The 24,203-nt window shown below is 69.7% G+C and carries 21 protein-coding genes and 1 tRNA gene; 9 read left to right on the top strand and 13 right to left on the bottom strand.

Translation table 11 applies throughout. From position 1 onward, the window contains the following. Nucleotides 1–8 precede the first annotated feature (8 nt). The 9 genes from CWN80_RS09575 to CWN80_RS09540 all read right to left on the bottom strand — a co-directional run bounded on the left by CWN80_RS09575 (nt 9) and on the right by CWN80_RS09540 (nt 9,883). Nucleotides 9–1,448, bottom strand: a complete 1,440-nt coding sequence (locus CWN80_RS09575) for a cytochrome ubiquinol oxidase subunit I (RefSeq protein ID WP_007924578.1) — start codon at nt 1,446–1,448, stop codon at nt 9–11. 155 nt (nt 1,449–1,603) lie between these two features. Continuing rightward, nucleotides 1,604–2,425 (bottom strand): alkaline phosphatase D family protein, encoded by an 822-nt coding sequence (locus CWN80_RS16040; RefSeq protein ID WP_337590143.1) that lies wholly within the window; start codon nt 2,423–2,425, stop codon nt 1,604–1,606. After that, on the bottom strand, nt 2,391–3,185 hold the full coding sequence (locus CWN80_RS16035) for an alkaline phosphatase D family protein (RefSeq protein ID WP_337590142.1): 795 nt from the start codon (nt 3,183–3,185) through the stop codon (nt 2,391–2,393). The genes CWN80_RS16040 and CWN80_RS16035 overlap by 35 nt, the downstream gene beginning before the upstream one ends. A gap of 100 nt (nt 3,186–3,285) precedes the next feature. After that, complete coding sequence (locus CWN80_RS09565) at nt 3,286–4,557, bottom strand: MFS transporter (RefSeq protein WP_007924579.1); 1,272 nt, start codon at nt 4,555–4,557, stop codon at nt 3,286–3,288. A 21-nt stretch (nt 4,558–4,578) separates the two neighbouring features. Further along, nucleotides 4,579–4,989, bottom strand: coding sequence for a hypothetical protein (locus CWN80_RS09560; protein ID WP_128277210.1), 411 nt, complete (start codon nt 4,987–4,989; stop codon nt 4,579–4,581). 261 nt (nt 4,990–5,250) lie between these two features. Further along, a complete protein-coding gene (locus CWN80_RS09555; RefSeq protein ID WP_007924580.1) occupies nt 5,251–6,069 on the bottom strand; it encodes an amino acid ABC transporter ATP-binding protein in 819 nt (272 codons plus the stop codon). Then, nucleotides 6,066–7,082 carry an amino acid ABC transporter permease gene (locus tag CWN80_RS09550; protein ID WP_128277209.1) on the bottom strand — a complete coding sequence of 339 codons (1,017 nt, stop codon included), beginning with the start codon at nt 7,080–7,082 and terminating at the stop codon, nt 6,066–6,068. The genes CWN80_RS09555 and CWN80_RS09550 overlap by 4 nt, the downstream gene beginning before the upstream one ends. After that, the gene (locus CWN80_RS09545; protein ID WP_007924583.1) at nt 7,082–7,978 is read right to left on the bottom strand and encodes an ABC transporter substrate-binding protein; all 897 of its coding nucleotides are present in this window, start codon (nt 7,976–7,978) and stop codon (nt 7,082–7,084) included. Before CWN80_RS09545 ends, CWN80_RS09550 begins: the two co-directional genes overlap by 1 nt. A gap of 120 nt (nt 7,979–8,098) precedes the next feature. After that, a complete protein-coding gene (locus tag CWN80_RS09540) occupies nt 8,099–9,883 on the bottom strand; it encodes a substrate-binding and VWA domain-containing protein (protein ID WP_128277208.1) in 1,785 nt (594 codons plus the stop codon). Between the two features lie 129 nt (nt 9,884–10,012). Between CWN80_RS09540 and CWN80_RS09535 the strand changes: the two genes are divergently transcribed. Together CWN80_RS09535 and CWN80_RS09530 are read left to right on the top strand one after the other, a co-directional pair. After that, nucleotides 10,013–10,411 (top strand): phage holin family protein, encoded by a 399-nt coding sequence (locus CWN80_RS09535; protein WP_040880562.1) that lies wholly within the window; start codon nt 10,013–10,015, stop codon nt 10,409–10,411. A 217-nt stretch (nt 10,412–10,628) separates the two neighbouring features. Beyond that, a complete protein-coding gene (locus CWN80_RS09530) occupies nt 10,629–11,567 on the top strand; it encodes a type IV toxin-antitoxin system AbiEi family antitoxin domain-containing protein (protein WP_007924586.1) in 939 nt (312 codons plus the stop codon). Between the two features lie 175 nt (nt 11,568–11,742). On the opposite strand, the gene hisC is transcribed toward CWN80_RS09530, so the two are convergent. Beyond that, on the bottom strand, nt 11,743–12,816 hold the full coding sequence (gene hisC, locus CWN80_RS09525) for a histidinol-phosphate transaminase (RefSeq protein WP_007924588.1): 1,074 nt from the start codon (nt 12,814–12,816) through the stop codon (nt 11,743–11,745). Between the two features lie 195 nt (nt 12,817–13,011). Here hisC and pdhA point away from each other — a divergent pair, with 195 nt between their 5' ends. From pdhA to CWN80_RS09510, 3 genes are read left to right on the top strand one after another with little or no spacing between them, the layout of a single operon-like run. Then, nucleotides 13,012–14,253: a pyruvate dehydrogenase (acetyl-transferring) E1 component subunit alpha gene (gene pdhA, locus CWN80_RS09520; RefSeq protein WP_007924589.1), complete on the top strand. Its 1,242-nt coding sequence runs from the start codon at nt 13,012–13,014 to the stop codon at nt 14,251–14,253. Beyond that, nucleotides 14,250–15,239, top strand: coding sequence for an alpha-ketoacid dehydrogenase subunit beta (locus tag CWN80_RS09515; RefSeq protein ID WP_128277207.1), 990 nt, complete (start codon nt 14,250–14,252; stop codon nt 15,237–15,239). The genes pdhA and CWN80_RS09515 overlap by 4 nt, the downstream gene beginning before the upstream one ends. A gap of 13 nt (nt 15,240–15,252) precedes the next feature. Beyond that, nucleotides 15,253–16,623 carry a dihydrolipoamide acetyltransferase family protein gene (locus CWN80_RS09510; RefSeq protein WP_007924593.1) on the top strand — a complete coding sequence of 457 codons (1,371 nt, stop codon included), beginning with the start codon at nt 15,253–15,255 and terminating at the stop codon, nt 16,621–16,623. A 59-nt stretch (nt 16,624–16,682) separates the two neighbouring features. Here the strand turns inward: CWN80_RS09510 and CWN80_RS09505 are convergent, their stop codons facing one another. Both CWN80_RS09505 and CWN80_RS09500 read right to left on the bottom strand, forming a co-directional pair. Continuing rightward, a complete protein-coding gene (locus CWN80_RS09505; RefSeq protein ID WP_007924595.1) occupies nt 16,683–18,653 on the bottom strand; it encodes an FG-GAP-like repeat-containing protein in 1,971 nt (656 codons plus the stop codon). Nucleotides 18,654–18,731: 78 nt separating this feature from the next. Then, nucleotides 18,732–19,175 (bottom strand): MarR family winged helix-turn-helix transcriptional regulator, encoded by a 444-nt coding sequence (locus CWN80_RS09500; protein WP_007924597.1) that lies wholly within the window; start codon nt 19,173–19,175, stop codon nt 18,732–18,734. A 65-nt stretch (nt 19,176–19,240) separates the two neighbouring features. Between CWN80_RS09500 and CWN80_RS09495 the strand changes: the two genes are divergently transcribed. The 3 genes from CWN80_RS09495 to CWN80_RS09485 are packed head-to-tail and all read left to right on the top strand — an operon-like array spanning nt 19,241 to nt 21,716. Then, a complete protein-coding gene (locus CWN80_RS09495; RefSeq protein ID WP_238148164.1) occupies nt 19,241–21,238 on the top strand; it encodes a bifunctional copper resistance protein CopD/cytochrome c oxidase assembly protein in 1,998 nt (665 codons plus the stop codon). A gap of 51 nt (nt 21,239–21,289) precedes the next feature. Then, nucleotides 21,290–21,490: a hypothetical protein gene (locus CWN80_RS09490; protein ID WP_007924604.1), complete on the top strand. Its 201-nt coding sequence runs from the start codon at nt 21,290–21,292 to the stop codon at nt 21,488–21,490. Nucleotides 21,491–21,512: 22 nt separating this feature from the next. Beyond that, nucleotides 21,513–21,716: a DUF6458 family protein gene (locus CWN80_RS09485; protein ID WP_007924605.1), complete on the top strand. Its 204-nt coding sequence runs from the start codon at nt 21,513–21,515 to the stop codon at nt 21,714–21,716. Nucleotides 21,717–21,780: 64 nt separating this feature from the next. Here the strand turns inward: CWN80_RS09485 and CWN80_RS09480 are convergent, their stop codons facing one another. Continuing rightward, the gene (locus CWN80_RS09480; protein ID WP_007924606.1) at nt 21,781–23,652 is read right to left on the bottom strand and encodes an acyl-CoA dehydrogenase; all 1,872 of its coding nucleotides are present in this window, start codon (nt 23,650–23,652) and stop codon (nt 21,781–21,783) included. Nucleotides 23,653–24,046: 394 nt separating this feature from the next. On the opposite strand from CWN80_RS09480, the gene CWN80_RS09475 reads away from it, so the two are divergent. Beyond that, nucleotides 24,047–24,117, top strand: a tRNA-Gly gene (locus CWN80_RS09475). Nucleotides 24,118–24,203 lie beyond the last annotated feature (86 nt).

Raw genomic sequence — 24,203 nt, 5'->3', positions numbered from 1 at the left:
GCTCCCGGTCAGTAGGCGAACTCGAGCGGCGCGTCGTCCTCGACGATGCGGGGCTGCTCGAAGGGCTCGGCGCCCTTGCGGATGGTGGCGAGCAGGAGCCGGACCTCGACGACGGCCAGGCCGCCGTAGAGGAGGGTGAAGACGATCATCGACGTCCACACGTCGGCGGTCCCGACCGAAGGGGAGACGGCCGTGTGCGTGGCCATCTCGCCGAAGACGACCCAGGGCTGGCGGCCGACCTCGGTGAAGATCCACCCGAAGCTGTGGCCGAGGACGGTGGCGATGGGGGTGAGGACGATGGGCGCCGCCACCCACCGCTGCATCGGGACGCGGTCCTTGCGGGTGGCCCACAGGACCCAGGCGCCGACGGCCATGGCGAAGAAGCCGGTGGCCATCATCAGGCGGAAGTTCCAGTAGGTCATCGCGATCGGCGGGACGTAGGTGTCGGCCTGGGTGAGCTCGCCGTCGGCGAAGGTGGCGCGGTACTCGTTCTCCAGGTCGACGATGCCGCGGACCTCGCCGTCCCACGAGCCGGTGCCGAGGAAGGAGAGCAGGCACGGGATCTCGATGACGTGCGTGGGGTCCTCGCCGCCGAGGCCGGCGACGGTCAGCACGGAGAAGGGGGCGCACTCGCCCTTCGGCGGGGTGTCGTAGAGGGCCTCGGCCGCGGCCATCTTCATCGGCTGGACCTCGGTCATGACCTTGCCCTGCAGGTCGCCGCTGATGGCGACGCCGAGGCCGGCGACCAGGACGACGACGGCACCCAGGCGCGTCGCGTGCCGGTACATCCTGCGGTTGGTGGCGTCGCCTCCCTTCGTCGTGTGCCGGCGCAGCTGGAAGAGGCCGACGGACATGACCATGGCGCCGCCGACGAGGTAGCAGGCGGTGATGACGTGGGGGAAGGCGACGAGCTGCACCGGGTTGGTGAGGATCGCGACGAAGTCGGCCATCTCGGCGCGGCCGGTCTCCTCGTTGATCCGGTAGCCGACGGGGTGCTGCATGAAGGAGTTGGCGGCGAGGATGAAGTACGCCGACAGCAGGGTGCCGACGTGCACGATCCACATGCAGGCCGCATGGAGTCGCTCGGGGATGCGGCCCCAGCCGAAGATCCACAGGCCGAGGAAGGTCGACTCGAGGAAGAAGGCGAGCAGGGCCTCCAGGGCCAGCGGAGCGCCGAAGATGTCGCCGACGAAGCGGCTGTAGGTCGACCAGTTCATCCCGAACTGGAACTCCTGCACGATGCCGGTGACCAGGCCGAGGGCGAAGTTGATCGTGAAGAGCTTGCCGAGGAACTTCGCCATCCGCAGGTGGCCCTCGTCCCGCGTGCGGATCCATCGGGAGTGGTACCAGGCGACGATCGCGGAGAGCCCGATCGTGATCGGCACGAAGAAGAAGTGGTAGACGGTGGTGATCGCGAACTGCCACCGTGCGAGGTCGAGGACGTCCATCCAAGTTCCTTCTACTACGTCGATGAATACGACATGACGTAGTAGATGCTACACCCGTCCCCGGTCCCTGAGTGGCCGCCGCATGCCAAGACCCCGGTCCCTGAGGAGCTTGCTCTGCAAGCGTCTCGAAGGGCCGGGGTCCCGGTGGAGGCGACTCAGCGCACGCGGTGCAGTCCCCGCTCGCGGTCGACGATCTCGAAGCTCGCCTGCGTGTAGGCCCGGGAGCCGCGGGTCGTCACCCTGTCGAGCGAGCGGAAGTCGGCGCGCAGCGAGTCCTTGGTGACGAGGGTGCGCACGTACCCGCGCTGGTTGCCGGAGAAGCGCAGGTGCGGGTTCCACGCCATGATCGGGTCCGACCAGGCGCCGTCGCCGTCGCCACCCGACGTGATCGACGTGGTGACGAGCTCGGTGCCGATGACCTCGCTGTCGGGGTCGGTGAAGTCGGCCTTGATGTCCGCGGCCCAGTGCTTGTGGACGTCGCCGGTGAGGACGACAGGGTTGCGCACGCCGGCGTCCTGCCAGGCGGCGGTGACGCGGTCGCGGGAGCCGGCGTAGCCGTCCCACGAGTCCATGCTGACGTTGTGGTCGTCGGTCGCCTCCTTGCCGTCGCGGGTGGCGAAGAAGACCTGCTGGCCGAGGAAGTCCCAGCGAGCACGGCTGCGGGAGAAGCCGTCTCGCAGCCAGGCCTCCTGCCGGTCGCCGGTGAGGGTGCGCGACGGGTCGTTGGCCTCGGCGCAGTTGGAGTCCCAGCCGTCGTCGCAGGCCTGGTCGTCGCGGTACTGCCGGGTGTCGAGCATGTGGAAGTTGGCCAGGCGCCCCCACGACAGGCGCCGGAAGATCCGCATGTCCGGGCCGCTCGGGATCGAGGAGCGGCGCAGCGGCATGTTTTCGTAGTAGGCCCTGAAGGCATTGGCCCGCCGGGCGAGGAAGCGCTCGGGGGTGTCATTCCACTCCGGGGCCTTGGTGTCCTGCGGGATGCCGCCGGCCCCAGTTGTTGTCGACCTCGTGGTCGTCCCAGACGACGAGCCAGGGGGCGATCGCGTGGGCGCTCTGCAGGTCGGGGTCGGTCTTGTACTGGGCGTGCCGCAGCCGGTAGCCCTCGAGGGTGACGGTCTCCTCGCCGGCGTGGGTGCGGGTGGCGGTCGGGTTGGGCTTGCCCTCGTACTGGTAGTCGCCGAGGTGCAGCACGATGTCGGGCTCGTCGTCGGCGAGGTAGCGGTAGGCGGTGAAGTAGCCGGCCTCGTAGTGGGCGCAGCTGGCGAAGGACATCGCGAGCGCGGACGGCATCTCGCCCTGAGCCGGGGCCGTGCGGGTGCGACCGACCGGGCTGAGGTGCCCGTCGACCTTGAAGCGGTACCAGTACTCCCGCCCGGGCCGCAGCCCGTCGACCTCGACGTGGACGGCGTGGGCGTCGGCGGCGCGGGCCCGGACGGTGCCGCGGTCGACGGGGCGACGCATCTGCGGGTTGTCGGCGACCTGCCACTGCACCTGGACGTCGCGTCGCGGCATGCCGCCCCGCCCGTCGGCGGCGAGCGGCTCGATGGCCAGGCGGGTCCACAGGACGACGCCCGTGGGGGTCGGGTCGCCGGAGGCGATGCCGAGCTCGAAGGGGGAGACCCGCACCGGGCCGGTGGCGACGAGGAGCGGGGAGGGGGCCGCGGTGGCGACCGCGGAGGTGGTGGCGATGGTGCCGGCGGCGAGACCGCCGGCGAGGACGTGGCGACGCGAGAGGGTCATGGGCCGACGCTCTCGTGCCCGCGTGAACTCGCTGGTCCGTCGGTGTGAACCCGGCTGCCCCCGCACATGATCCGGGCGTGAAGAGCAGGTCAGCGGATGGTCAGGCCCGGGAGACCCGGTACCGCGCGAAGGCGGGGACGGCGGCGGAGGCGAGCAGGGTCAGCACGATGACGAGCACGCCGCCGGCGATGGTCGTCGCGGCCGCACCGAGCTGGCCGGCGGCCAGGCCGTGGAGCACGTCTGCGACGCGCGGACCGCCGGCGACGACGACGATGAAGACTCCCTGGAGCCGACCGCGCATCGCGTCGGTCGCGGCCGTCTGCAGCATCGACGAGCGGAAGGCCGCCGAGGCGACATCCGCCGCACCGCCCGCGGCGAAGAAGATCACGGCGACCGCGAGCCACAGCCCGGCGCTCCCGTCGGCGAGGGCGACGGCGATGCCGAAGCCGGCGATCGCGCCACCCCACACGAGGATCGCGACGATGACGGCCAGGCCCTGACGCTCCACCCGCGAGACCCACCCCGACATCACCCCACCGAGGAAGGCTCCGGCCGGCATGGCCGCGAAGAGCAGGGCGAAGGCCACGCCCCCTTCGGCCGGGCCACCGAAGTCGAGGTGCGCCATCTCGGGGATCAGCGCACGCGGCATGCCGAAGACCATCGCGATGAGGTCGACGACGAAGGACATGAGGAGCACCGGCTGGGTCGCCAGATAGACGAAGCCGTCGACCACCGACCGCAGACCGGGGGTGGACCCGGCCGCTTGCTCCACGGGCAGCGGCGGCAGCGAGATGACCGCCCACAGGGTCGCGAAGAGGCAGATCGTGTCGACGAGGTAGAGCCACGAAAACCCGAGCAGCGGGATGAGCGCACCACCGACGAGGGGCCCGGCGATGGCACCCCCGGTGAAGACCGTCATCCCGAGCGTGTTGGCGGCGGGCAGCAGCTCGGGCGGCAGGATGCGCGGGTAGACGGCCGATCGGGTCGGCTGGTTGACCGCGAAGAAGGCCTGCTGCAGGGCGAAGATCGTGAGCAGCAGCCAGACGTTGGTGTTGCCGAGGGCCGCCTGCACGAAGAAGAGGGCCGACGTGATGATCAGGCCCCACGTCGTCACCGTGAGGATCCGCCGCCGGTCGAAGTGGTCGGCGAGCGAGCCGCCGTAGAGCCCGAAGACGACGAGCGGCACGAGCCCGAAGACGCCGGTGAGCCCGACGTAGGCGCTCGACCCGGTCATCGAGTAGATCTGCGCGGGCACCGTGACGACCGTCAGCTGCGCCCCGATGACCGTGACGATCTGCGCGGTGAAGAGCCGTCGGTATGCCGGGACCTGCAGGGGGCGGGTGTCGGCCAGCAGGCCCCGGAGGCGACGCACCGCGTCACCCTACGCCAGGTGTTAGCCAGGCTCGCCGGGCGCTTCCGTATGCCAAGCGAAGGTGTCGTCGCTTGGAAGTGGGGCAGCTTGGGGACGTTCATTGCGCAGCAGGGATAGCTTGCCGTTCTTCAGGCGCCGCAATCGGACACTTTGAGGTGGACTGATTCCGGCAGCCAAGGCCTCGTGCAATAGATCGCCAATCAACCAGATCACTTCCTTCTCAACTGACCGGGAGCGGCGACCCAAGCCGTTGAGAGGATCGCACATCACTTGGTCGATCCATTCCTCGACGAACCCTTCTGGAAGTTCGAGCGAAACGCTCTGTGGGGAAGTGGCCTCCTCCACCGGAACATCAACAATGAAGGAGCCATCCCTCTCGGCAGGGCGCCAATGAAGCCCGGTCGCGTCGAGAATTCTACCGGAGGCGCTCATTGTTTTGGGCAGTGAGTCGATGCCGGGAAAACCGTTGTTACCCGTCGTGTTTTCATTATTGTAAGAAAGTCGGGTCGAAGTGCATCGGCGGCGCCGGCCCCGAACAGGGTGATTCCAATCGCGACCATTGCCGACAGGGGCGACCTGAAAATCATGGTGTTTTTGCGCCGAAGGCCCGCGGCGTCCATTGTTCCCAGCGTCATGTGAAAACCATGCTGCTCGCCAACTGATTCTGTCATGGGTTACACGGGTTTGACCCTGTCAGCCGAGCTCGGCGACCGCCTCGGCGACCTTCTCGTGCTCGGCCCGCAGCCGCTTGAGGAAGTCCTTGGTCCGCGCGTGATGCGGGTTGTTGATGACCTCCCTGGGCGCGCCCTGCTCGACGACGACCCCGCCGTCCATGAAGACGACCCGGTCGGCGACGTCACGGGCGAAGGCCATCTCGTGGGTGACGACGATCATCGTCATGCCCTGGGCGGCGAGGTCGCGCATGACCTCGAGGACCTCGCCGACGAGCTCGGGGTCGAGCGCCGACGTCGGCTCGTCGAAGAGCATGAGCTTGGGCTGCATCGCCAGGGCCCGGGCGATGGCCACCCGCTGCTGCTGGCCGCCGGAGAGCTGCCCCGGGTAGGCGCTCGACTTGTCACCCAGGCCCACCTTGTCGAGCAGCTCGAGGGCCTCGGCGCGCACCTCGGCCTTCGACCGTCCCTGCACCCGGACGGGCGCCTCCATGACGTTCTCGAGTGCCGTCATGTGCGGGAAGAGGTTGAACCGCTGGAAGACCATGCCGATCTCCCGGCGCTGGGCGGCGATCTCCTTGTCCTTCAGGCGAAAGAGCTTGCGGCCCCCCTTCGCCTGCTTCTCCCGGTAGCCCATGAGCTCGTCGTCGACGAAGATCCGTCCGGCCTGGATGTCCTCGAGCTGGTTGATGCACCGCAGGAAGGTCGTCTTGCCCGAGCCCGAGGGCCCGAGGAGGCAGACGACCTCGCCGGGGGAGACCTCCATGTCGATGCCCTTGAGCACCTCGTTGCTGCCGTAGGACTTGCGCACCTGGACCGCGCGCACGACTGGCCGGCTCACTTGCCGCCTCCGATCGTCAGACCCATGAGGCGGGTCCGGTTGGTGTCGGTCTTCGCCTGCTTCGACGTGTTGCCGTAGCCGCGGCCGAAGTGCCGCTCGAGGAAGTACTGCCCGATCATGAGGACCGACGTGATGACGAGGTACCAGAGGCACGCGGCCATGAGCGTCGGCATGATCTTCAGCGTCCGGTTGCCGATGGCCTGGGCCTGGAAGAAGAGCTCGGTGCTCAGCGGTAGCGCCATGAGCAGCGAGGTGTCCTTGAGCATCGCGATGGTCTCGTTGCCCGTCGGCGGGATGATGACGCGCATCGCCTGCGGCAGGATGACGCGCCGCATCGACAGGCTCGGCTTCATGCCGAGCGCGGCCGCGGCCTCACGCTGCCCCTCGTCGACCGACATGATGCCGGCGCGGGCGATCTCGGCCATGTAGGCGGCCTCGGACAGGCCCATCGCGATGATGCCCCAGATGAGGGTGCTGCTGATCTGGTTGACGTTGAAGGTGAAGAGCGTCAGGTCGCTGCTCATCCCGAGCCAGCCGGCGAGCTGCTGGCTGAAGGGGAAGGGCCCGATGTCGAACCTCGGGTAGAGGTAGCCGATGCCGGTGCCGAAGAGGACGACGAGCACCAGGCGCGGGATGCCGCGGAAGAACCACGTGTAGAGGAAGCCGACGAACTTCAGCACCGGGTTGTCCGACAGGCGCATGACGCCGATGACGATGCCGAGCGTCACGCCGATGAGCATGGACCCGATCGTCGCGAGGATCGTGCCCTTGACGAGCCCCTCGAGCACCGGGCTGTAGTTCATCACCTGGAAGGCGAAGGGCCAGTCCCACCGCGGGTTGGTGACGAAGCTGGAGATGATCATCGCGAAGACGATCGCGATGACGACCAGGGCGACCCAGCGCCCCGGGTGGCGGACCGGGACGGCGTCGATGGGGCCGGCGTCCTCGGACACGGGGGCGGTCCCCCCTTCGCCTGCCGAAGGGGGGACCGCCGCGTCGTTCGTGCTGGACATCAGGGGTTGACGGCGAACTCGTCGATGCCGCCGGACTCGTTGCCCCAGTTCTTGAGGATGGCCTCGTACGAGCCGTCCTCCTTCATGCTCGTGAAGGCAGCGGCGATGGCCTCGCCGAACTCCTCCTGGTCCTTCGGGATGACGATGCCGTAGGGGGCGGAGTCGTAGATGTCGCCGAGGGCCTCGAGCTCCTCGCCCTGCTGCTTGACGGCGTAGAGGCTGATCGGGGAGTCGGCGGCCATGGCCTCGGTCTTGCCGGAGACGAGGCTCGCGGTGACCTTGGACTGCTCCTGCTCGACGACGATCTTGATCTTCTCGTCGCACTTCTTGTTGAGCTCGGTCAGCTCGTCGAACTGGACGGTGCCCTTCTGCACGCCGACGGTGGCGCCGCACGGGTCCTTGGGGTCGACCTTGCCGGGGTTGCCCTTCGTCGTGACCCACTGGGTGCCGGCGTCGAAGTAGCTGATCATGTTGACCTGCTTCTTGCGCTCGTCGTTGATCGTGAAGGAGCTGACCGCGACGTCGTACTTCTCGGAGGTCACGCCGAGGATCAGCGAGTCGAAGGAGGCATTGCTCCACTTCGTCTCCAGGCCCATCTTGGCGGCGGCCGCGTTGAAGAGGTCGACGTCCATGCCCTCGACGGTCTTGCCGTCGTCACCGAGGAACTCGTTGGGCGCGTAAGAGGCGTCCGAGCCGATGTTGAGCGTGCCCGCGCTCTTGATGTCTTCCGGGACGAGCTTGGCCACCTCGTCGTCCACGGTGACCTCCTGGGCGGCCGAGGACTCGCCGCCACCGGCGTCGGTGCCCTCGAGGCTGTCGGACCCGCAGGCGGTCAGGGCGCTCGCGCCGAGCGCGAGCGTGGCGAAGAGAGCGACGTGGGCACGGCGCATGGTCATCCTCCAGGTGTGCAGAAGGGGCACTGGATGCGTGCCCGGTGCCGGTCATCGTGCCACCGAGCCGGTCGCGGCGGGGAGCACCCCGCCGCGACCTTGACCCAGTCGTGACTCGTGCGCCGCTCAGCGTCCGCTGCGGGCCAGGAGGGCCTGGACGAAGACCCGCTCGATGTCGTCCGGCGTCTCGGCGATGTAGCTCGTGCCGCCGGTCTCGTCGGAGATCTTCTGCAGGGCCGTCGGGCTGGCCTCGCCCATGCCGATGGTGATGACCCGGACCGGGCGCTTGGCGTCGTAGGAGTCGTCGAGCCGCGACAGCAGCTGGTTGAGCGACAGGCCGCCGTTGGGGTCGTCGTTCTCACCGTCGGTGAAGACGACGAGCGAGTTGACGTAGTCGGGGTCGTACTCCTTGACCATCTTCTGGTAGGCCGCCCAGATCGAGTCGTAGAGCGCCGTGTCGCCACCGATGTACTTGTCGCCGCCGTCGATGAGCTTGCGGAGCGACTCGCGGTGGGTGGTGCCCCCCTTCGTGCTGTCGAGGCGCTTGATCGGCGCGAGCACGCGGTGGTCCTTGCCCTTGGACAGGTCGCTGCTGAAGACCCAGCCGCCGACCTGGCTGCCGGCGGGCAGGATGCCGACACCCTTGGTGAGCGACCCCTTCGTGACGTCCCAGCGGGTCATCCCGGCAGTGGGGCTGTCCCACTCCATCGAGCCGGAGACGTCGATGACCGCGAGCATCCGCATGTCGGTGCGCATGCGGTCCCACGTCTCGACGGCGGCGACCCGCTCGTTGCGATCGAGGGGCTCGAGGGTCGTGACGTCGGGGGCGGCGCTGCCGGCCACCTCCGGGCCGCCGGCACCATTGGGGTCGCGGAAGCCGGCCTCGGTGAGCGCCTCGCGCATGTCGAGCGTGCCGAGCTCGGTCCGGGCGGAGTCGGCGTGCTGGAGCAGCTCGCCGCTCAGCTCGGGGTTCATGATCCACGGGTAGTCGAGCGAGAGCGTCCCCTTCTCCGGCACGACGGCGCGAAGGGGGGTGACGTCGGGGTTGTCCTCGTTGTACGTCGCGATCTGCTGCTCCGACGCGGGGAAGGGCTGGGTCCCCTTCTGGTCGGAGGTGTAGTCGGCGAAGAGCTTGTTGAGCGAGGGCGCGGCGAAGCGCGACATGAAGATCAGCCGCTCACCGGTCTGCAGGCCGATCCGCTCGGGCTGGCCGATGCGGCTGGCGTGGAAGGCCAGCCGGCTCGAGGTGTCGGTGTCGGGGTTGGCCATCCGCAGCCCGCCCTCGTTGTTGAGCAGCGACCCCCACGACGAAAACTTCGTGACCTTGGCCTTCTGATCGTCGCCCGACGCGAGGACGACGGGGGAGGAGGCGATCGACTGCCCCTCGAGCCACTGTCCGGTGGTCTTGCTCGCGTCGACGGCGTCGATCCACGTCGAGCTGTCGGGGATCCACACGTCGGGGGCCTGGCCCTCGTTGATGTTGCGGGCCGTGTCGGCGGCGGAGGCCGAGGTGACGTCGAAGTCGGCGCACGCGTCGCTCTCCTTGACCTTGGCCAGCGCGTCCTCGAGGGGCTCGGCGATCTCGGGGGTCGCGGCGACCGTGAGCTTGCGGCCGCCGCAGGCGGAGTCGTCGCCACCGCCGCGCAGGGCGGCGAAGGCGCCGCCGCCGCACAGCGCGAGCACGAGCAGGACGGCGACCGGCAGCAGCCATGCAGGGCGTCGCGTCGCGCGGTCGTCCTCGCTGCGGTGGCTGCGGCGGGGCTGCTCGTCGGCCGGGGTGCTGGGCTCTCCGGCAGCCGCCGGGGCGGGCTCCGGAGAGGTCGAGTCGTCCCGCGCCGGGGTCGACTCCGGGCCGGTCTCGTCGTCGTCCCACAGGTCGTGTCGCCGGGTGGGGCGGCCGTCGCCACTCATCGTGCTCTCCTTCGTCGCCGGCACACCCTCGTTACCGGCCGGTCAAGTATGACCCACTAGGTGACCACAGGTGGGCGGCGATCGCGCTGGGCTGTGCCGATGATCACCGCGGCCTGCCATGCTGGCCCCATGACCAACTTCCTCATTCGGACCGGCGTCAACGCCGTGGCGCTGTGGGTCGCCGCGTGGCTCATCGACGGGATCCACCTGGCCGACGGTGACGCGACCTTCGCCTCCAAGTTCGCGACCATCGTGCTCGTCGCGCTGATCTTCGGTGTCGTCAACGCGGTCGTGAAGCCGATCGCCAAGGTGCTGACCTTCCCCTTCATCGTCCTGACGCTGGGGCTGTTCACCTTCGTGGTCAACGCCTTCCTACTCCAACTCACCGAGTGGATCTCCTCGCCGCTGGGCCTCGACTTCGAGATCACCGAGTTCTGGTGGGACGCGGTCATCGGCGCCCTCGTCATCACGATCGTCTCGATGATCCTCAACTGGGTCCTGCCGGAGAAGGAAGACCTCGACGACTGACCCCGCATCTCCCTAGGCAAATACCCACCCCCGACCACATTTCCCTAGGCAAATACCCACCCCAGGCCACATTTCCCTAGGGAAATGGCCACCCCAGACCGCATCTCCCTAGGCAAATGACAGCCTGGGTGGTCCAGAGGCCGCATTTCCCTAGGGAGATGCGGCCTCTTGTGGATAACTGGAAGGGTGGCGGTGGCCGGCTGGGCAGGGTGGGCGCATGTCAGCGTCACCACTTCGCGTCGCCCCGTCCGAGCTCGGCGACATGCCGCTCTTCACCACTGCAGAGGCCGAAGGGAGAGGCATCTCCCGTCGCGATCTGGCCGTCTTCGTCCGCCGCGGCCTCTTCTGGCAGCCGGCCCGCGGGTGGTACTCGAGTCGCACGGATGCGCAGATCGACGAGCGGCACCTGATCCGCGCGGCCGCCGTCCTCAGGTCGCAGGCCGAGGGTGCGGTCGCCATCCGCCACACCGCGGCCGTCGTCCTCGGTCTGCCGTTGGTGCGGACTGATCTCGGTCGAGTCGAGATCGGCACGGCAGGTGGTGCTCACGGCCGGACGACGAAGGGGGTGCGGGTCACCGGGGTCGACCTCGACCAGCTGGCCTGCGTCGAGGTGCAGGTGCCGGGCCTCGGCACCCTCCGCAGCGCTTCGCCCGCCTGGGCCGTCGTCGGTACGGCCACGAGCAGCAACCCGCTGGCCGCGCTCGCGGCCGGCGATCACGCCCTTCGTCATGGGCTGTGCACCCGGGGCGAGATCGCCGCGGCTCTCGATGCGGCCCGAGGGGCCACGGGCGTGGGGCAGGCCAGAGAGGCCCTGGTGCACCTCGAGCCGAAGCACGAGTCGCCGGGGGAGACGCTCACCGCGGCCGTGCTGCGCGGCAGCCGTTGGGACTTCGAGCCACAGGTCTGGCAGACCGTGGCCGGCCGCAGCTACCGGATGGACTTCGCCAACGAGGAGCTCATGCTGGCCGTGGAGTTCGACGGGCAGGTCAAGTACGTCTCGCCGGAGGTCAAGGAGGACGAGCTGGCCCGTGAGGAGGATCTGCGCTCCATCGGGTGGGACTTCGTCCGGGTCGTCTGGGACGACTTCGAGGACGAGCGCCAGATCCAGCGGGAGGTCGACGACAAGGCGACCGCGCGAGCCCGCGGCCTCACCTGACGCCCGCTCGTCCATGCCCTGGCCTGACGAATTTCCCTAGGCAAATACCCAGGGGGTCGGGTATTTGCCTAGGGAAATGTGGAAGGGGTGGTGATTTGCCTAGGGAAATGTGGAGTGGGTGGGTATTTCCCTAGGGAAATGTGGAGGGGTTTGGTGATGTGCCCAGGGAGATGCGTCAGGCGGGTCCGAAGGCCCGGGCCACCTCGATGAGCCGGTCGTTGGCCTCGGTCTCGCCGATGCTCACCCGCACGCCCTCGGTGCCGTAGGGGCGCACCGACAGGCCCGCCTCCGTGCACGCCGCGACGAAGGCACCCGTGCGCTCGCCGAGCGGGAACCACACGAAGTTGGCCTGGCTGTCGGTCATCTGCCAGGCCGCCTCACGCAGCGCGGCGAGCACCCGCTCGCGCTCGGCGACGATGCCCTTGACCCGCACGTCGAGCTCGTCCTTGGCCTCGAGCGAGGCGATCGCGGCGGCCTGGGCGAGCAGGTTGACGCCGAAGGGGGTCGCCGTCTTGCGCAGCGCCTCGGCCACCGGCTCCGGCGCGACCGCGTACCCGACGCGCAGGCCGGCCAGCCCGTAGGCCTTGGAAAAGGTGCGCAGCAGCATGACGTTGTCGTGCTCGCGCCGCAGCGCGAGGCCGTCGACCTCCCCTTCGCCCTCGACGAACTCGAGGTAGGCCTCGTCGACGACGACGAGGAGGTCACGGGGGACCTTGGCGATGAAGGCCTCCAGCTCCGCGTGGGTCACCGACGGGCCGGTCGGGTTGTTGGGCGTGCACACGAGGACGACGCGGGTGCGGTCGGTGATCGCCGCGGCCATGGCGTCGAGGTCGTGGCGCTGGTCGGCGGTGAGCGGCACCTGGACCGACACGGCGCCGGCGATCGCCACGACGATCGGGTAGGCCTCGAAGGAGCGCCACGCGTAGACGACCTCGTCGCCCGGGTCGCACGTCGACTGGATGATCTGCGCGAGCACGCCCACCGACCCGGTGCCGGTCGCGATCTGCTCGCGCGGCACCTCGAGGTGCGCGGCGAGGGCGTCGGTGAGCGCGGTGACCCCCAAGTCGGGGTAGCGGTTGACCTCGGTCGCCGCGGCCGCGATGACGTCGACGACCGAAGGGAGCGGAGGGTTCGGGTTCTCGTTCGAGGAGACCTTGTAGACCGTCAGCCCCTCGCGTGCGGCGGGCGGCTTGCCGGCCACGTAGGCAGGGACCTGGTCGAGGGCGGAGCGCAGCCGCGGGGTGTCCATGCGCGCACCCTAGCCCTCTCCGCCCGGTGGCCCGGACCCGGTTTGGGTGTCCACCTGCTGAGACGCTAGGTTGGCCCACGCCAATGAACTGTGGCTCGGGTCACACGCCCGCCGCAGCCGATCGAGGCGTCGACGACGACGTCCTCACGTGGCCGCGGCGAGGTGACCCCTCGAGCCGGGCCGAAGGGAGCAGCAGTGAGCGACAGCGACGTCGCCGGCCACGCCGGGACCCGAGGACACGTGGCAGGGGCCTTCGAGCCCTCGCCGGAGATGGGGCCGACGCCCCCCTCCCAGATCACCGGGCACTTCTCCGACGACAACCCGGAGATGGTCCAGTTCGTCGACGCTGACGGCAACCGCCTGGAGACCAATGCGACCAATGCGCCCTACGCGCAGATCGTCGAGGGCATGACGAGCGAGGACGCGCGCACGATCTACCGCGACCTCGTCCTCGTGCGCCGCATCGACGCCGAGGGCTTCGCCCTCCAGCGTCAGGGCGAGCTCGGTCTGTGGCCGAGCCTCTTCGGGCAGGAGGCCGCCCAGGTCGGCGCCGGTCGCGCCCTGCGCCCCCACGACTACGCCTTCCCCGGCTACCGCGAGCACGGCGTCGCGTGGTGCCGCGGCGTCGACCCGGTGAGCCTCTTCGGCATGTTTCGCGGCGTCAACCACGGCGGGTGGGACTCCAACGAAAACAACTTCCACCTCTACACGATCGTCATCGGCAACCAGATGCTCCACGCGGTCGGCTACGCCATGGGCATCACGGCCGACGGGGCCATGGGCACCGGCGACCCCGAGCGGGACGCAGCGGTCATGGCCTTCACCGGTGACGGCGGCACGAGCCAGGGCGACTTCAACGAGGCGCTCGTCTTCGCGGCCGTGACCAATGCGCCGGTCGTCTTCTTCGTGCAAAACAACCAGTGGGCGATCTCGGAGCCCAACGACAAGCAGTTCATCATCCCGCCGTACCAGCGCGCCCGAGGCTTCGGCTTCCCCGGCGTCCTCGTCGACGGCAACGACCCCCTCGCCACCTACGCCGTGGCCAAGGACGCGCTCGACAAGGCGCGCAGCGGCCAGGGGCCGACGCTCATCGAGGCCTACACCTACCGGATGGGCGCGCACACGACCTCCGACGACCCGACGAAGTACCGCAGCGACGCCGAGGTCGAGATCTGGAAGCACAAGGACCCGATCAAGCGCATGCGCGGCTTCATGGAGGAGCGCGGGCACGCCGAGGCGGAGTTCTTCGGCGCCGTCGACGCCGAGGCCGATGAGATCGCGGCGCGGGTGCGCAAGGCCTGCCAGGAGATGCCCGACCCGGAGCTACCGACGATGTTCGACCACCAGTACACCGAGCCCCACCCCGTCGTGGACGCCGAGCGCGAGGAGTTCCTCGCTTACCACGCCGGCTTCGCCGAGGAAGGAGACGCCCGATGAGCGGCCAGCGCCTCTCCCTCGCCAAGGGCCTCAACGCCGGCCTGCGTCGCGCCTTGGAGCGCGACCCCAAGGTCGTCCTCATGGGTGAGGACGTCGGCAAGCTCGGCGGCGTCTTCCGCATCACCGAAGGCTTGCAGAAGGACTTCGGCGAGCACCGCGTGCTCGACACCCCGCTCGCCGAATCCGGCATCGTCGGCACGGCGGTCGGGCTCGCCCTGCGCGGCTACCGCCCGGTCGTCGAGATCCAGTTCGACGGCTTCGTCTACCCGGCCTTCGACCAGATCGTCAGCCAGGTCGCCAAGATGCACGCCCGCTCCCTCGGCCACCTCAAGGTGCCGATGGTCATCCGCATCCCCTGCGGTGGCGGCATCGGTGCGGTCGAGCACCACAGCGAGTCAAACGAGGCCTACTTCGCGCACACCGCCGGTCTGCGGGTCGTCTCGTGCAGCAACGCGGCCGATGCCTACTGGATGATCCAGCAGGCGATCGAGACCGACGACCCCGTGATCTTCTTCGAGCCCAAGCGCCGCTACCACGAGCGCGGCGAGACCGAGATCGACGAAGGGGGTGCCCCGGACCTCGGTCTCTACGACGCCCGCGTGGCCAAGGAGGGCAGCGACCTCACGCTGCTCTGCTACGGCCCGATGGTCAAGACCTGCCTGCAGGCGGCAGCCGCCGCCGAGGAGGAGGGCCGCAGCCTCGAGGTGATCGACCTGCGCTCGCTCAGCCCGCTCGACCTGCCGACGATCACCGCGTCGGTGCGCAAGACCGGCCGCGCCGTCATCGTCCACGAGGCCCAGACCTTCGTGGGTCTCGGTGCCGAGATCGCCGCCCGGGTCCAGGAGGAGTGCTTCTACCACCTCGAGGCGCCGGTGCTGCGGGTCGGTGGGTACAACATCCCCTACCCGCCGAGCCGCTTCGAGGAGGAGTTCCTCCCGACTCTCGACCGTGTCCTCGACGCCGTCGACCGTTCGTTCGAGCACTGACCAGGAGACCACTGTGGCCGTCAAGAACTTCAACCTGCCCGACCCCGGTGAGGGCCTCACCGAGGCCGAGGTGACCACCTGGAAGGTCAAGGTCGGCGACGAGGTCGCCGTCAACGACATCGTCATCGAGGTCGAGACCGCCAAGTCGCTCGTCGAGCTGCCGATCCCCTTCGCGGGGACGGTCGTCGAGCTGCTCGCCGCCGAGGGCGACACCGTCGACGTCGGTGCCCCGATCATCGCCGTCGAGGTCGGCGGCGCCGACCCGGAGCCGGCTGCCCCCGTGTCCGGCGAGGCGGAGGAGGCTGCTGGCCCGAACCTCGTCGGCTACGGCGCCAAAGCCGGCAGCACGCGACGTCGCGCCCGCACGTCCCGTCGAGTCGACTCGGCCGCGGACGGCCTCGCCCCTCAGGGATCGGCGGCACCGGCACCGGCTGCGGGAGGCCCACCTCCGGTCCCTGCCCTTCGAGACGCTCGACCCCCGCGTGCCCTGGCCAAGCCGCCGGTGCGCAAGCTCGCCAAGGACCTCGGCGTCGACCTGCAGGCGGTCGCGCCGTCGGGTGACGGTGGGATCGTCACCCGGGCGGACGTCGAGGGCGCTGCCTCGGCCCTTCGAGACGGGCGCCGGGCGCCCTCCTCAGGGACCGGTGGGAATCTCGAAGGGACGCCGGGCGAGGACATGCGCATCCCCATCAAGGGGGTGCGCAAGGCGACGGCCGGGGCGATGGTCGCGTCCGCCTTCACCGCCCCGCACGTCACGGAGTTCATCACCGTGGACGTCACGGCGATGATGGACCTCGTCGACCGGCTCAAGCGCGACCGGGCCTTCGCCGACGTCAAGGTGACGCCGCTGCTCGTCGTCGCCAAGGCGCTCTCCCTGGCCCTGCGCCGTCACCCCGAGGCCAATGCCAGCTGGGACGAGGCCGCGCAGGAGATCGTGCTGCACGGCTCGGTCAACCTCGGCATCGCCGCGGCGACCCCGCGCGGGCTCCTCGTGCCCAACATCAAGGGCGCCGACCAGCTCTCCCTGCACGACCTGGCTGCCGCCCTCGGCGACCTCGTCGGCACCGCCCGCGAGGGCCGCACCCAGCCGGCCGACCTGGCCGGCGGCACGGCGACGATCACCAATGTCGGCGTCTTCGGCGTCGACACGGGCACTCCGATCCTCAACCCGGGCGAAGCGGTGATCCTCGCCTTCGGCGCGGTGCGCCGCACGCCGTGGGTCGTCACGGCCGCCGACGGCAGCGAGTCGATCGAGCCCCGCTGGGTGACCCAGCTGGCGCTCTCCTTCGACCACCGCCTCGTCGACGGCGAGCTGGGCTCCAAGCTGCTCGCCGACGTGGCCGCACTGCTCCACGACCCGGGGACGGCCTTCCTCTGGGCCTGACCGCTGCCGGGCACGACGAAGGGGGCGCACCCGGTGCGCCCCCTTCGTCGAGCCGTCCGTCAGAAGACGATGGGCAGTACGTCCATGCTGGGCGTGATGTCGCGCGGGTAGTTGGTGTGGCTACCGCCCTTGCCGGCGAAGTAGAGCAGGGAGTCGCCGTCCGGGCGGACCGCGACGATGTCGCCCTGCTTGTTGTCGGCGCCGCCGGCGTCACCCGGCACGGCGACGGACCGGTAGCGGTCCCAGCCGGTCGACGTCTTCGTCGTCATCGTCCAGCCGGTGCCGGTCGAGGTCCACGTGCGCATCCGGCCACCGGAGGAGACGCCGCGCAGGTCGTCGCGGCCGTCGCCGTTGACGTCGGGGACGAGCTCGATGTTCTGGTACCACTTCGCCGGGACACCGTAGCGGCGCACGAAGCGCAGCGTGCCGGAGTCGGAGAGCTCGTACTGGTCGGTGGAGCCGCTGGCGCGACGGTTGATGACGTCGAGTCGGCCGTTGCCGTCGACGTCCCCGCCCGAGGCGAGGTCGGTGTAGGCGTCCCAGCCGGTCGCGATCGTCTTGGGGGTGCCGAGCTGGCCGGAGGCGGTCGTGAGCAGCAGCTGGAGGCGGCCGTCGCCGCGACGGACGAGGACGTCGGACCTGCCGTCGCGGTTGACGTCGCCGGCGTGGCCGAACCAGTCGGCGTCGGCGAAGCCGGTGCCGACCGAGCGGCGGGCCGCGAAGTCGCCGTTGCCGTCGCCGTTGTGGACGTAGACGCGTCCGCTCTGGTTGCGCCCCATGAGGTCGACCTTGCCGTCGCCGGTGAAGTCACCGGAGCGGCCGCGCGGGTCGGGCTGCGGGGGGGTGGGGGCCTTGAGCTGGGCGCGGTTCTTGTAGACGATCCGCGACACGCCCTCGATGGTGGAGATCTCGGTGCTCATGGCGCCCGGGTTGTCGTGGGTGAGGACCGCGATCGTGTAGTCGGTCGAGCTGACCTTGGCCCAACCGATGCTGTTGACGTGCCAGCCGTCGGTGCGCGGGAGCCAGCCGTTCTTCAGGGCCACCGAGCCGGAGGGCGCACCGGCCGTGACGCCCCAGTCCTGAGAGGAGTTGATGTTGCGCATCTGGGTGAGGCCGTACATCCGGTTGGTGTAGCTGAGCGCCTTGGAGGGGCGGGCGTAGTGCTCCATGAGCTCGGCCTGGTCGGCGGCCGTCGTGCTCGTCAGGCCCCAGTGGTTGTAGGGGTCGGCGTAGGTCTGGTCGAGACCGAGACGGTCGGCGGCCCGGTCGAGCCCGCTGCGGCCGCCGATGTGGTTGAAGAGCGCCGTGGTCGCGTTGTTGTCGCTGTTGCGGATCATCGGCACGATCTGGGACTTCTCCCAGGAGGTGAGGCCGCGACCGGCGTCCTGCGCCTTCATCATCACGGCGGACATGATGTGCACCTTGACGATGCTCGCCGTGACATTGCGCGAGGAGGTCTTGGTGTAGGTCCACGAGCGACCCGAGCCGGGGACGCGCACGGCGACCCCGACGGCGCCGGGGCGGGAGTTGAGGTAGCTGCGCAGCTCCGACTCGAAGGGGAGGCTGGCGGCGGCCGCGTAGGGCTCGGCGGAGCGCTGCGCGGCGGGCGGCGGGGTGTCGTCCACCTCGACGGTGAAGGTGAGCCGGCCAGTGACCTTGCCGGTCGTCTGGGCCTTGAGGGCCTGGGTGGCGGGCAGCAGCTTGGTGATGTCCGTGGAGACGGAGTCGGTGGTCGCCGTGCACGTCGCGCCGGTGCCACTCGGCTCGATCCTCACCTGGTGGCCGGATGCGTCCTGGCCGGTGAAGCCGGGGCGGCCGACGACCGTCAGCGGCCCGTCGGTGATCTCGGCGGTCCCTCCGCGGGACAGGTCGCCGGTGACCGTCACCGTGTCGGCGCCGATGCCATCGCAGATGACGTCGATCTCGGTGGGTGCGGACGGCTGGGCCGGCGCGGCGAGGGCCGGGGTGGCCGCGAGAGCGGCGGTCGTGGTGAGGACGAGTGCCGTGAGTGCGGTGCGACGGTGCGACATTGCGGGTTCCCCCAGAGCGTGGCGTAGGACGCTGGTCATCCTTGCAGACGCCCGGACGGAGTGCCGGGTTGCCTCAGGTCAGGGCCGGTGACGCTCGTCGGCCGCCACGGCATCGCAGAAGCGGTCGACGTAGGCGATGAAGGCGCTGATGTCGCCCTCGCTCCAGTCGCCGAGCAGGTCGGCGAACCACGCCTCGCGGCGGGCGACGAGCTCGTCGAGGAGGGCGGCCCCCTCGTCGGTGAGCGCGACGAGCTGGGCCCGGCCGTCCGCGGGGTCCGGGACCTTGGCGAGGAGCCCGAGGCCGGTGAGGTGGCTGACCTGCCGGCTCACGGTCGAGGCATCCGTGAGGTTGCGCTCGGCGATGTCGCCGACGCGGCTCGGGTGCTCACGCACGGCGACGAGCACAGAGTGGTGACTGGGCTCGACGCTCGGGTGGACCCGTGGGGCCCGGGCACGGGTCGCGTGCAGCATGCGCAGCATGCGGATGACGCTCGTGCTGAGCTCGTCGGATGAGGCGGGCACGATCGCTCCCTTCGTCGTGGTGGGCGGTGCCGGGCGGGTGGGGCCAGTTGCCTAGATTAGAGGGCATGTCTTCCTCCCCGGGCACCGCTCGCACCACGCCGTCACCGCTCGGGATCCTCGGGGTCGTCTCGATCGTCGCCGTCGTCGCAGCCACCGCCTTCGGTGGTGGCGCCGCGCCGCTCGAGCTCGGTGACCCGGGCGCCTTCGTCCGGTGGTCCCTGCCGGTGCTGCGGGTCGTGCACGACGCCGCGGCCGCGGTGACCGTCGGCGCCCTCGTCGTCGGGGCCTTCCTCGTCCCGGAGACGACCCGGACCTCGCGCCGCGAGACGCTCGCCCAGGTCGCGGGTGGGGCGGCGATCGTCTGGTTCCTCGCCGGCGTCGGGCGGATGCTCACGGACTTCGCCTCGCTCGCCGGCATCCCGCTCACCGACGGCACCTACCTCTCCCAGCTGACCGCCTTCGTCTGGGAGCTCGACAGCACCCGCACAGCGGTCATCTCCTCCGCGATCGTCGCCGTCGTCGCTGTCGCTGCTCCGCTGGCCCGGACGAAGGGGGCGCTGGCCTGGGCCTGCGCCGGCTCCGTCCTCGCGCTGCTGCCGCTCGCCCTCTCCGGGCACTCCGCGGCCAGCCTCGACCACATGAGCGGGGTCAACGCGCTCGCCTTCCACCTCGTCTCGGCGACGGTGTGGATCGGTGGGCTCGTCGCGCTGCTCGTGGTGCGTCCCTCCCTTCGGCCTCCTCAGGGAGCGGTAAGGTCGCACCTGGCGGTCACCACGCAGCGCTACTCGAGCATCGCGGCCTGGTGCTTCGCCCTGCTCGTCGGCTCCGGTCTGCTCGCGACGTGGATCAACATCGGCGGTCTCGGGGGGCTCGACTCGCGCTACGGCGTGCTGCTCATCCTCAAGGCCGTCGCCGCGATCATCCTCGGGGTCATCGGGTGGTGGCACCGCTCCCGCACCATCGCGGCACTCGAGGCCGGCGCCGAAGGGGTCGCCCCCTTCGTCCGGCTGGCGACCGGTGAGGTCGTCGTCATGGCTGCAGCCATGGGCCTGGGTGTCGCCGTCGGGCGCACCCCGACGCCGGAGACGGCGCAGGAGGCGCCGGCCAATGCCATCGTCTACGACCTCTCGGGCTACCCCGACCCGGGGCCGCCGTCGTCGACGAGCTGGCTCACGTCGTGGCAGGTGGACTGGCTGTGGCTCACCGTCTCGGTCATCGCGGTCCTCGTCTACGTCCGCTGGGTGCTGCGGCTGCGCGCCCGCGGTGACGAGTGGCCCGTGCTCCGCACGGTCAGCTGGGTGCTCGGCTGGGCGGTCTTCTTCTACTTCACCTCGGCCGGGCCGGGGGTCTACGGCAAGGTGCTCTTCAGCTGGCACATGGTCGAGCACATGGGTGTGGCGATGATCGCGCCGCTCCTCATGGTGCCGGGGGCGCCGATCACCCTCGCCCTGCGAGCACTGCCGGCGCGCCGGGACAAGACGCTCGGGCCCCGCGAGCTCATCCTCGCGTCGGTCCACTCGCCCTACCTGCGGGTGCTGGCCAACCCGGCGGTGGCGGCCTCGCTCTTCTTCTTCAGCCTGGCGATCTTCTACTACAGCCCGCTCTTCGAGCTGGCGATGAGCACCCACACCGGGCACGTGCTGATGATGGCCCACTTCGTCATGTCGGGGTACCTCTTCGTCTGGGTGCTCATCGGCATCGACCCCGGGCCGAAGCGGTGGCCCCCGATCGCGCTCTTCGTCGTGCTGCTCGCGACGATCAGCTTCCACGCCTTCTTCGGCGTGATCCTCACGCAGTCGACCGAGCTGCTCGCGCCGGACTACTTCGGTCGGCTCAACCTGCCGTGGATGACCGACCCGCTCGCCGACCAGCGCACCGGGGGCGCCATCGCCTGGGGCGTCGGTGAGGCGCCGACTCTCGTGCTGGCCATCGGCGTCGCCTGGCAGTGGATGCGCAGCGACGCCCGGGAGTCGACCCGCCGTGACCGACGCGCCGACCGCGACGGTGACGCCGAGCTCGAGGCCTACAACCGGCACCTCGCCGAGCTCAGCCGCGACGACTGACCCGGACGTGCCGCGCTACTGTGGACGCACCGTCGATCGAAGGAGTGGCCCATGGGGGGCGAAGCGCTGTTCTGGATCTTCATCGTGGTCTTCAGCCTGCTCATGCTCGTGGGCTTCTTCCTCGTCGACCGCCCGCGCAAGTCCACGCGCGTCGCGACGCGGCACGCCGTCCGCACCGACACCCATGACCCGCGCGGCCGGCACCTGCCGGCCGATCGTGTCGACCCCACCGATACCACCAACCGGCTGTGAGCCCGGAGGACAGGAGTACCACATGTACATCGGAGTCGGGATCTTCCTGCTGCTCGTGGGACTCGTCATCGTCTTCGCCTACAACGGCGACATGTCGATCGCGGGTCTCGACGTCGGCGCCCTGGGGTGGATCGCCATCGCTCTGGGCGTCCTCGCGATCATCTTGAGCTTCCTGCTCACCAACCGTCGTCGCGAGACGGTGGTCCGGGACGAGCGTCGCTACTGACCAGCGCGAGCATGACGAAGGGGGAGGTCCNNGGACCTCCCCCTTCGTCATGGGGCGACCTCGATCAGAAGGCCGACTCCGGCACGTCCATGAGGGTGTTGTCCGTGGCCTCGGCGATGGCGCGCTCGCCGGCCAGGAGCGGGAGGACGTTCTTGGCGAAGAAGCTCGCCGCGGCGATCTTGCCCGTGTAGAAGTCCTTGTCCTTGCCCTCCGCGCCGGCCTCGAGGGCCTCGGTGGCGACGGCGGCCTGGCGCAGCAGCAGCCAGCCGACGACGAGGTCACCGGCGCCGAGCAGCAGACGCGAGGTGTTCTGGCCCACCTTGTAGATGTTGGTGATGTCCGAGCCCTCCTGCTTGGGGTCGGAGGCCATGAGCGCCTGGAACATCGCGCCGAGGATGCCCTGGACGTTTTCCAGGCCCTGGCCGAGCAGCTCGCGCTCGTGCTTGAGCGCACCGCCCTGCGCGTCGACGTCCTGGGCGAACTCCTGGATCTGCATCGCGATGTGACCCAGCGCCTGGCCGTTGTCACGCACGATCTTGCGGAAGAAGAAGTCCTGACCCTGGATGGCCGTGGTGCCCTCGTAGAGGGTGTCGATCTTCGCGTCGCGGACGTACTGCTCGATCGGGTACTCCTGCAGGAAGCCGGAGCCACCGAAGGTCTGCAGCGACTCGGTGCCGAGGAGGGTCCAAGCCCGCTCGGAGCCCAGGCCCTTGACGATCGGCAGCAGCAGGTCGTTGACCCGGTTGGCCATCGCGGCGGGGGAGTCGTCGGCGATCTCCTCGACGCCCGTGGCGAGCTGCTCGATGTCGACGGTGTCCTGCTGGCTCGACGTGAGCGTGACGAGCGCCCGCAGACCCTCGGCGTAGGCCTTCTGCAGCATGAGGCTGCGGCGCACGTCCGGGTGGTGGGTGATCGTCACACGCGGCGCGTCCTTGGCGGGCGTCGTCAGGTCGGCGCCCTGGACGCGCTCCTTGGCGTACTCGAGCGCGTTGAGGTAGCCGGTGGAGAGGGTGGCGATGGCCTTGGTGCCGACCATCATCCGGGCGTTCTCGATGACGCGGAACATCTGGGCGATGCCGTCGTGGACGTCGCCGAAGAGGGTGCCGACGGCGGCGTGCTTCTCACCGAAGGTCACCTCGCAGGTCGTCGAGACCTTCAGGCCCATCTTCTTCTCGACGTTGGTGACGTAGACGCCGTTGCGCTCGCCCAGCTCGCCGGTCTCGAGGTCGACGGCGTACTTGGTGAGGATGAAGAGGCTCAGGCCCTTGGTGCCCGGGCCGGCGCCCTCGGGGCGGGCGAGGACGAAGTGGACGATGTTGTCGGTCATGTCCGACTCGGCCGAGGTGATGAAGCGCTTGACGCCCTCGATGTTCCAGGTGCCGTCACCGTTGTCCGTGGCCTTGGTCCGGCCGGCGCCGACGTCCGAGCCGGCGTCGGGCTCGGTGAGCACCATGGTGCAGTGCCAGCCCTTCTCGGCGATCCACTTGGCGAGCTTCTTCTGCTCCGGCGTACCGAGCAGGAAGAGCAGCTTGGCGAAGGAGTAGCTCGCGCCGAACATGCCGATGGCCGGGTTGGCGCCGAGGACGAGCTCGTTCATCGCCCAGCGCAGGGACGGCGGGGCGACGGTGCCGTCGAGCTCGGCGGGCAGGTCGAGGGACCAGAAGCCGGCGTCCTGGAAGGCCTTGTACGACTTCTTGAAGGCCTCGGGCATCTGCACCGAGGAGGTCTCCGGGTCGAAGACCGGGGGGTTGCGGTCGGCGTCGGCGAAGGACTCGGCCAGCTCGTTCTCCGCGAGGCGCGCGTACTCCTTGAGCATCTCGCGCGCGGTGTCGGCGTCGACGGCCTCGTAGGGGCCCTGGCCCAGGACCTCGTCGCGACCGAAGACCTCGAAGAGGTTGAACTCGATGTCGCGCAGGTTGCTCTTGTAGTGACCCATGGGATGTCTCTCCTGGTCGAAGGGGGTGACGCCGGCGGGGACCGGCTCCAGCGTTGTAAGCAAGCGCTTACTGATGTTTGGACCATCATCACCCTCGGCTGCTTGCGGGAGCAAGCGCGGGATGAGGTGACGCGACCCACACGTGCCGCCCGTTCCCCGAGGAGGCGCGCCAGGTCCACGCCCTGCCCGCTCCCTGAGGAGGCGCGCCAGGTCCACGCCCTGCCCGCTCCCTGAGGAGGCGCGCCAGGTCCACGCCCTGCCCGCTCCCTGAGGAGGCGCGCCAGCGCCGTCTCGAAGGGAGAAGATTCCGGCGGCGGCCGGAGGGACGAGGGCCCCGCGAAGGGGGCGTCGGCGTGGGTTACGATGTCCGCGCTGCACGCTCAGGAGCGTGCTCGCCGGTGTAGCTCAATGGTAGAGCGCCAGCTTCCCAAGCTGGACACGCGGGTTCGATTCCCGTCACCGGCTCCGCATGACTGGAGGGCCGCACCCGGTGGGGTGCGGCCCTTCGTGCGTCCCGGCCCGCCGAAGAGGGGGCGTGAACCCCCCTTCGC

This window comes from Janibacter hoylei PVAS-1 (assembly GCF_004025845.1).
GTDB classification, from domain to species: domain Bacteria; phylum Actinomycetota; class Actinomycetes; order Actinomycetales; family Dermatophilaceae; genus Janibacter; species Janibacter hoylei.
This window is presented reverse-complemented; position numbering and strand designations above follow the sequence as displayed.

Coding starts and splice junctions, on each gene's coding strand:
- CWN80_RS09505 (WP_007924595.1), bottom strand. CDS start 18,653: ATGTCGCACCGTCGCACCGCACTCACGGCACTCGTCCTCACCACGACC.
- CWN80_RS09495 (WP_238148164.1), top strand. CDS start 19,241: ATGTCTTCCTCCCCGGGCACCGCTCGCACCACGCCGTCACCGCTCGGG.
- CWN80_RS09560 (WP_128277210.1), bottom strand. CDS start 4,989: ATGAGCGCCTCCGGTAGAATTCTCGACGCGACCGGGCTTCATTGGCGC.
- CWN80_RS09540 (WP_128277208.1), bottom strand. CDS start 9,883: ATGAGTGGCGACGGCCGCCCCACCCGGCGACACGACCTGTGGGACGAC.
- CWN80_RS09575 (WP_007924578.1), bottom strand. CDS start 1,448: ATGGACGTCCTCGACCTCGCACGGTGGCAGTTCGCGATCACCACCGTC.
- CWN80_RS09530 (WP_007924586.1), top strand. CDS start 10,629: ATGTCAGCGTCACCACTTCGCGTCGCCCCGTCCGAGCTCGGCGACATG.
- hisC (WP_007924588.1), bottom strand. CDS start 12,816: ATGGACACCCCGCGGCTGCGCTCCGCCCTCGACCAGGTCCCTGCCTAC.
- CWN80_RS09550 (WP_128277209.1), bottom strand. CDS start 7,082: ATGTCCAGCACGAACGACGCGGCGGTCCCCCCTTCGGCAGGCGAAGGG.
- CWN80_RS09490 (WP_007924604.1), top strand. CDS start 21,290: ATGGGGGGCGAAGCGCTGTTCTGGATCTTCATCGTGGTCTTCAGCCTG.
- CWN80_RS16035 (WP_337590142.1), bottom strand. CDS start 3,185: ATGACCCTCTCGCGTCGCCACGTCCTCGCCGGCGGTCTCGCCGCCGGC.
- CWN80_RS09515 (WP_128277207.1), top strand. CDS start 14,250: ATGAGCGGCCAGCGCCTCTCCCTCGCCAAGGGCCTCAACGCCGGCCTG.
- CWN80_RS09485 (WP_007924605.1), top strand. CDS start 21,513: ATGTACATCGGAGTCGGGATCTTCCTGCTGCTCGTGGGACTCGTCATC.
- CWN80_RS09535 (WP_040880562.1), top strand. CDS start 10,013: ATGACCAACTTCCTCATTCGGACCGGCGTCAACGCCGTGGCGCTGTGG.
- CWN80_RS09545 (WP_007924583.1), bottom strand. CDS start 7,978: ATGACCATGCGCCGTGCCCACGTCGCTCTCTTCGCCACGCTCGCGCTC.
- CWN80_RS09480 (WP_007924606.1), bottom strand. CDS start 23,652: ATGGGTCACTACAAGAGCAACCTGCGCGACATCGAGTTCAACCTCTTC.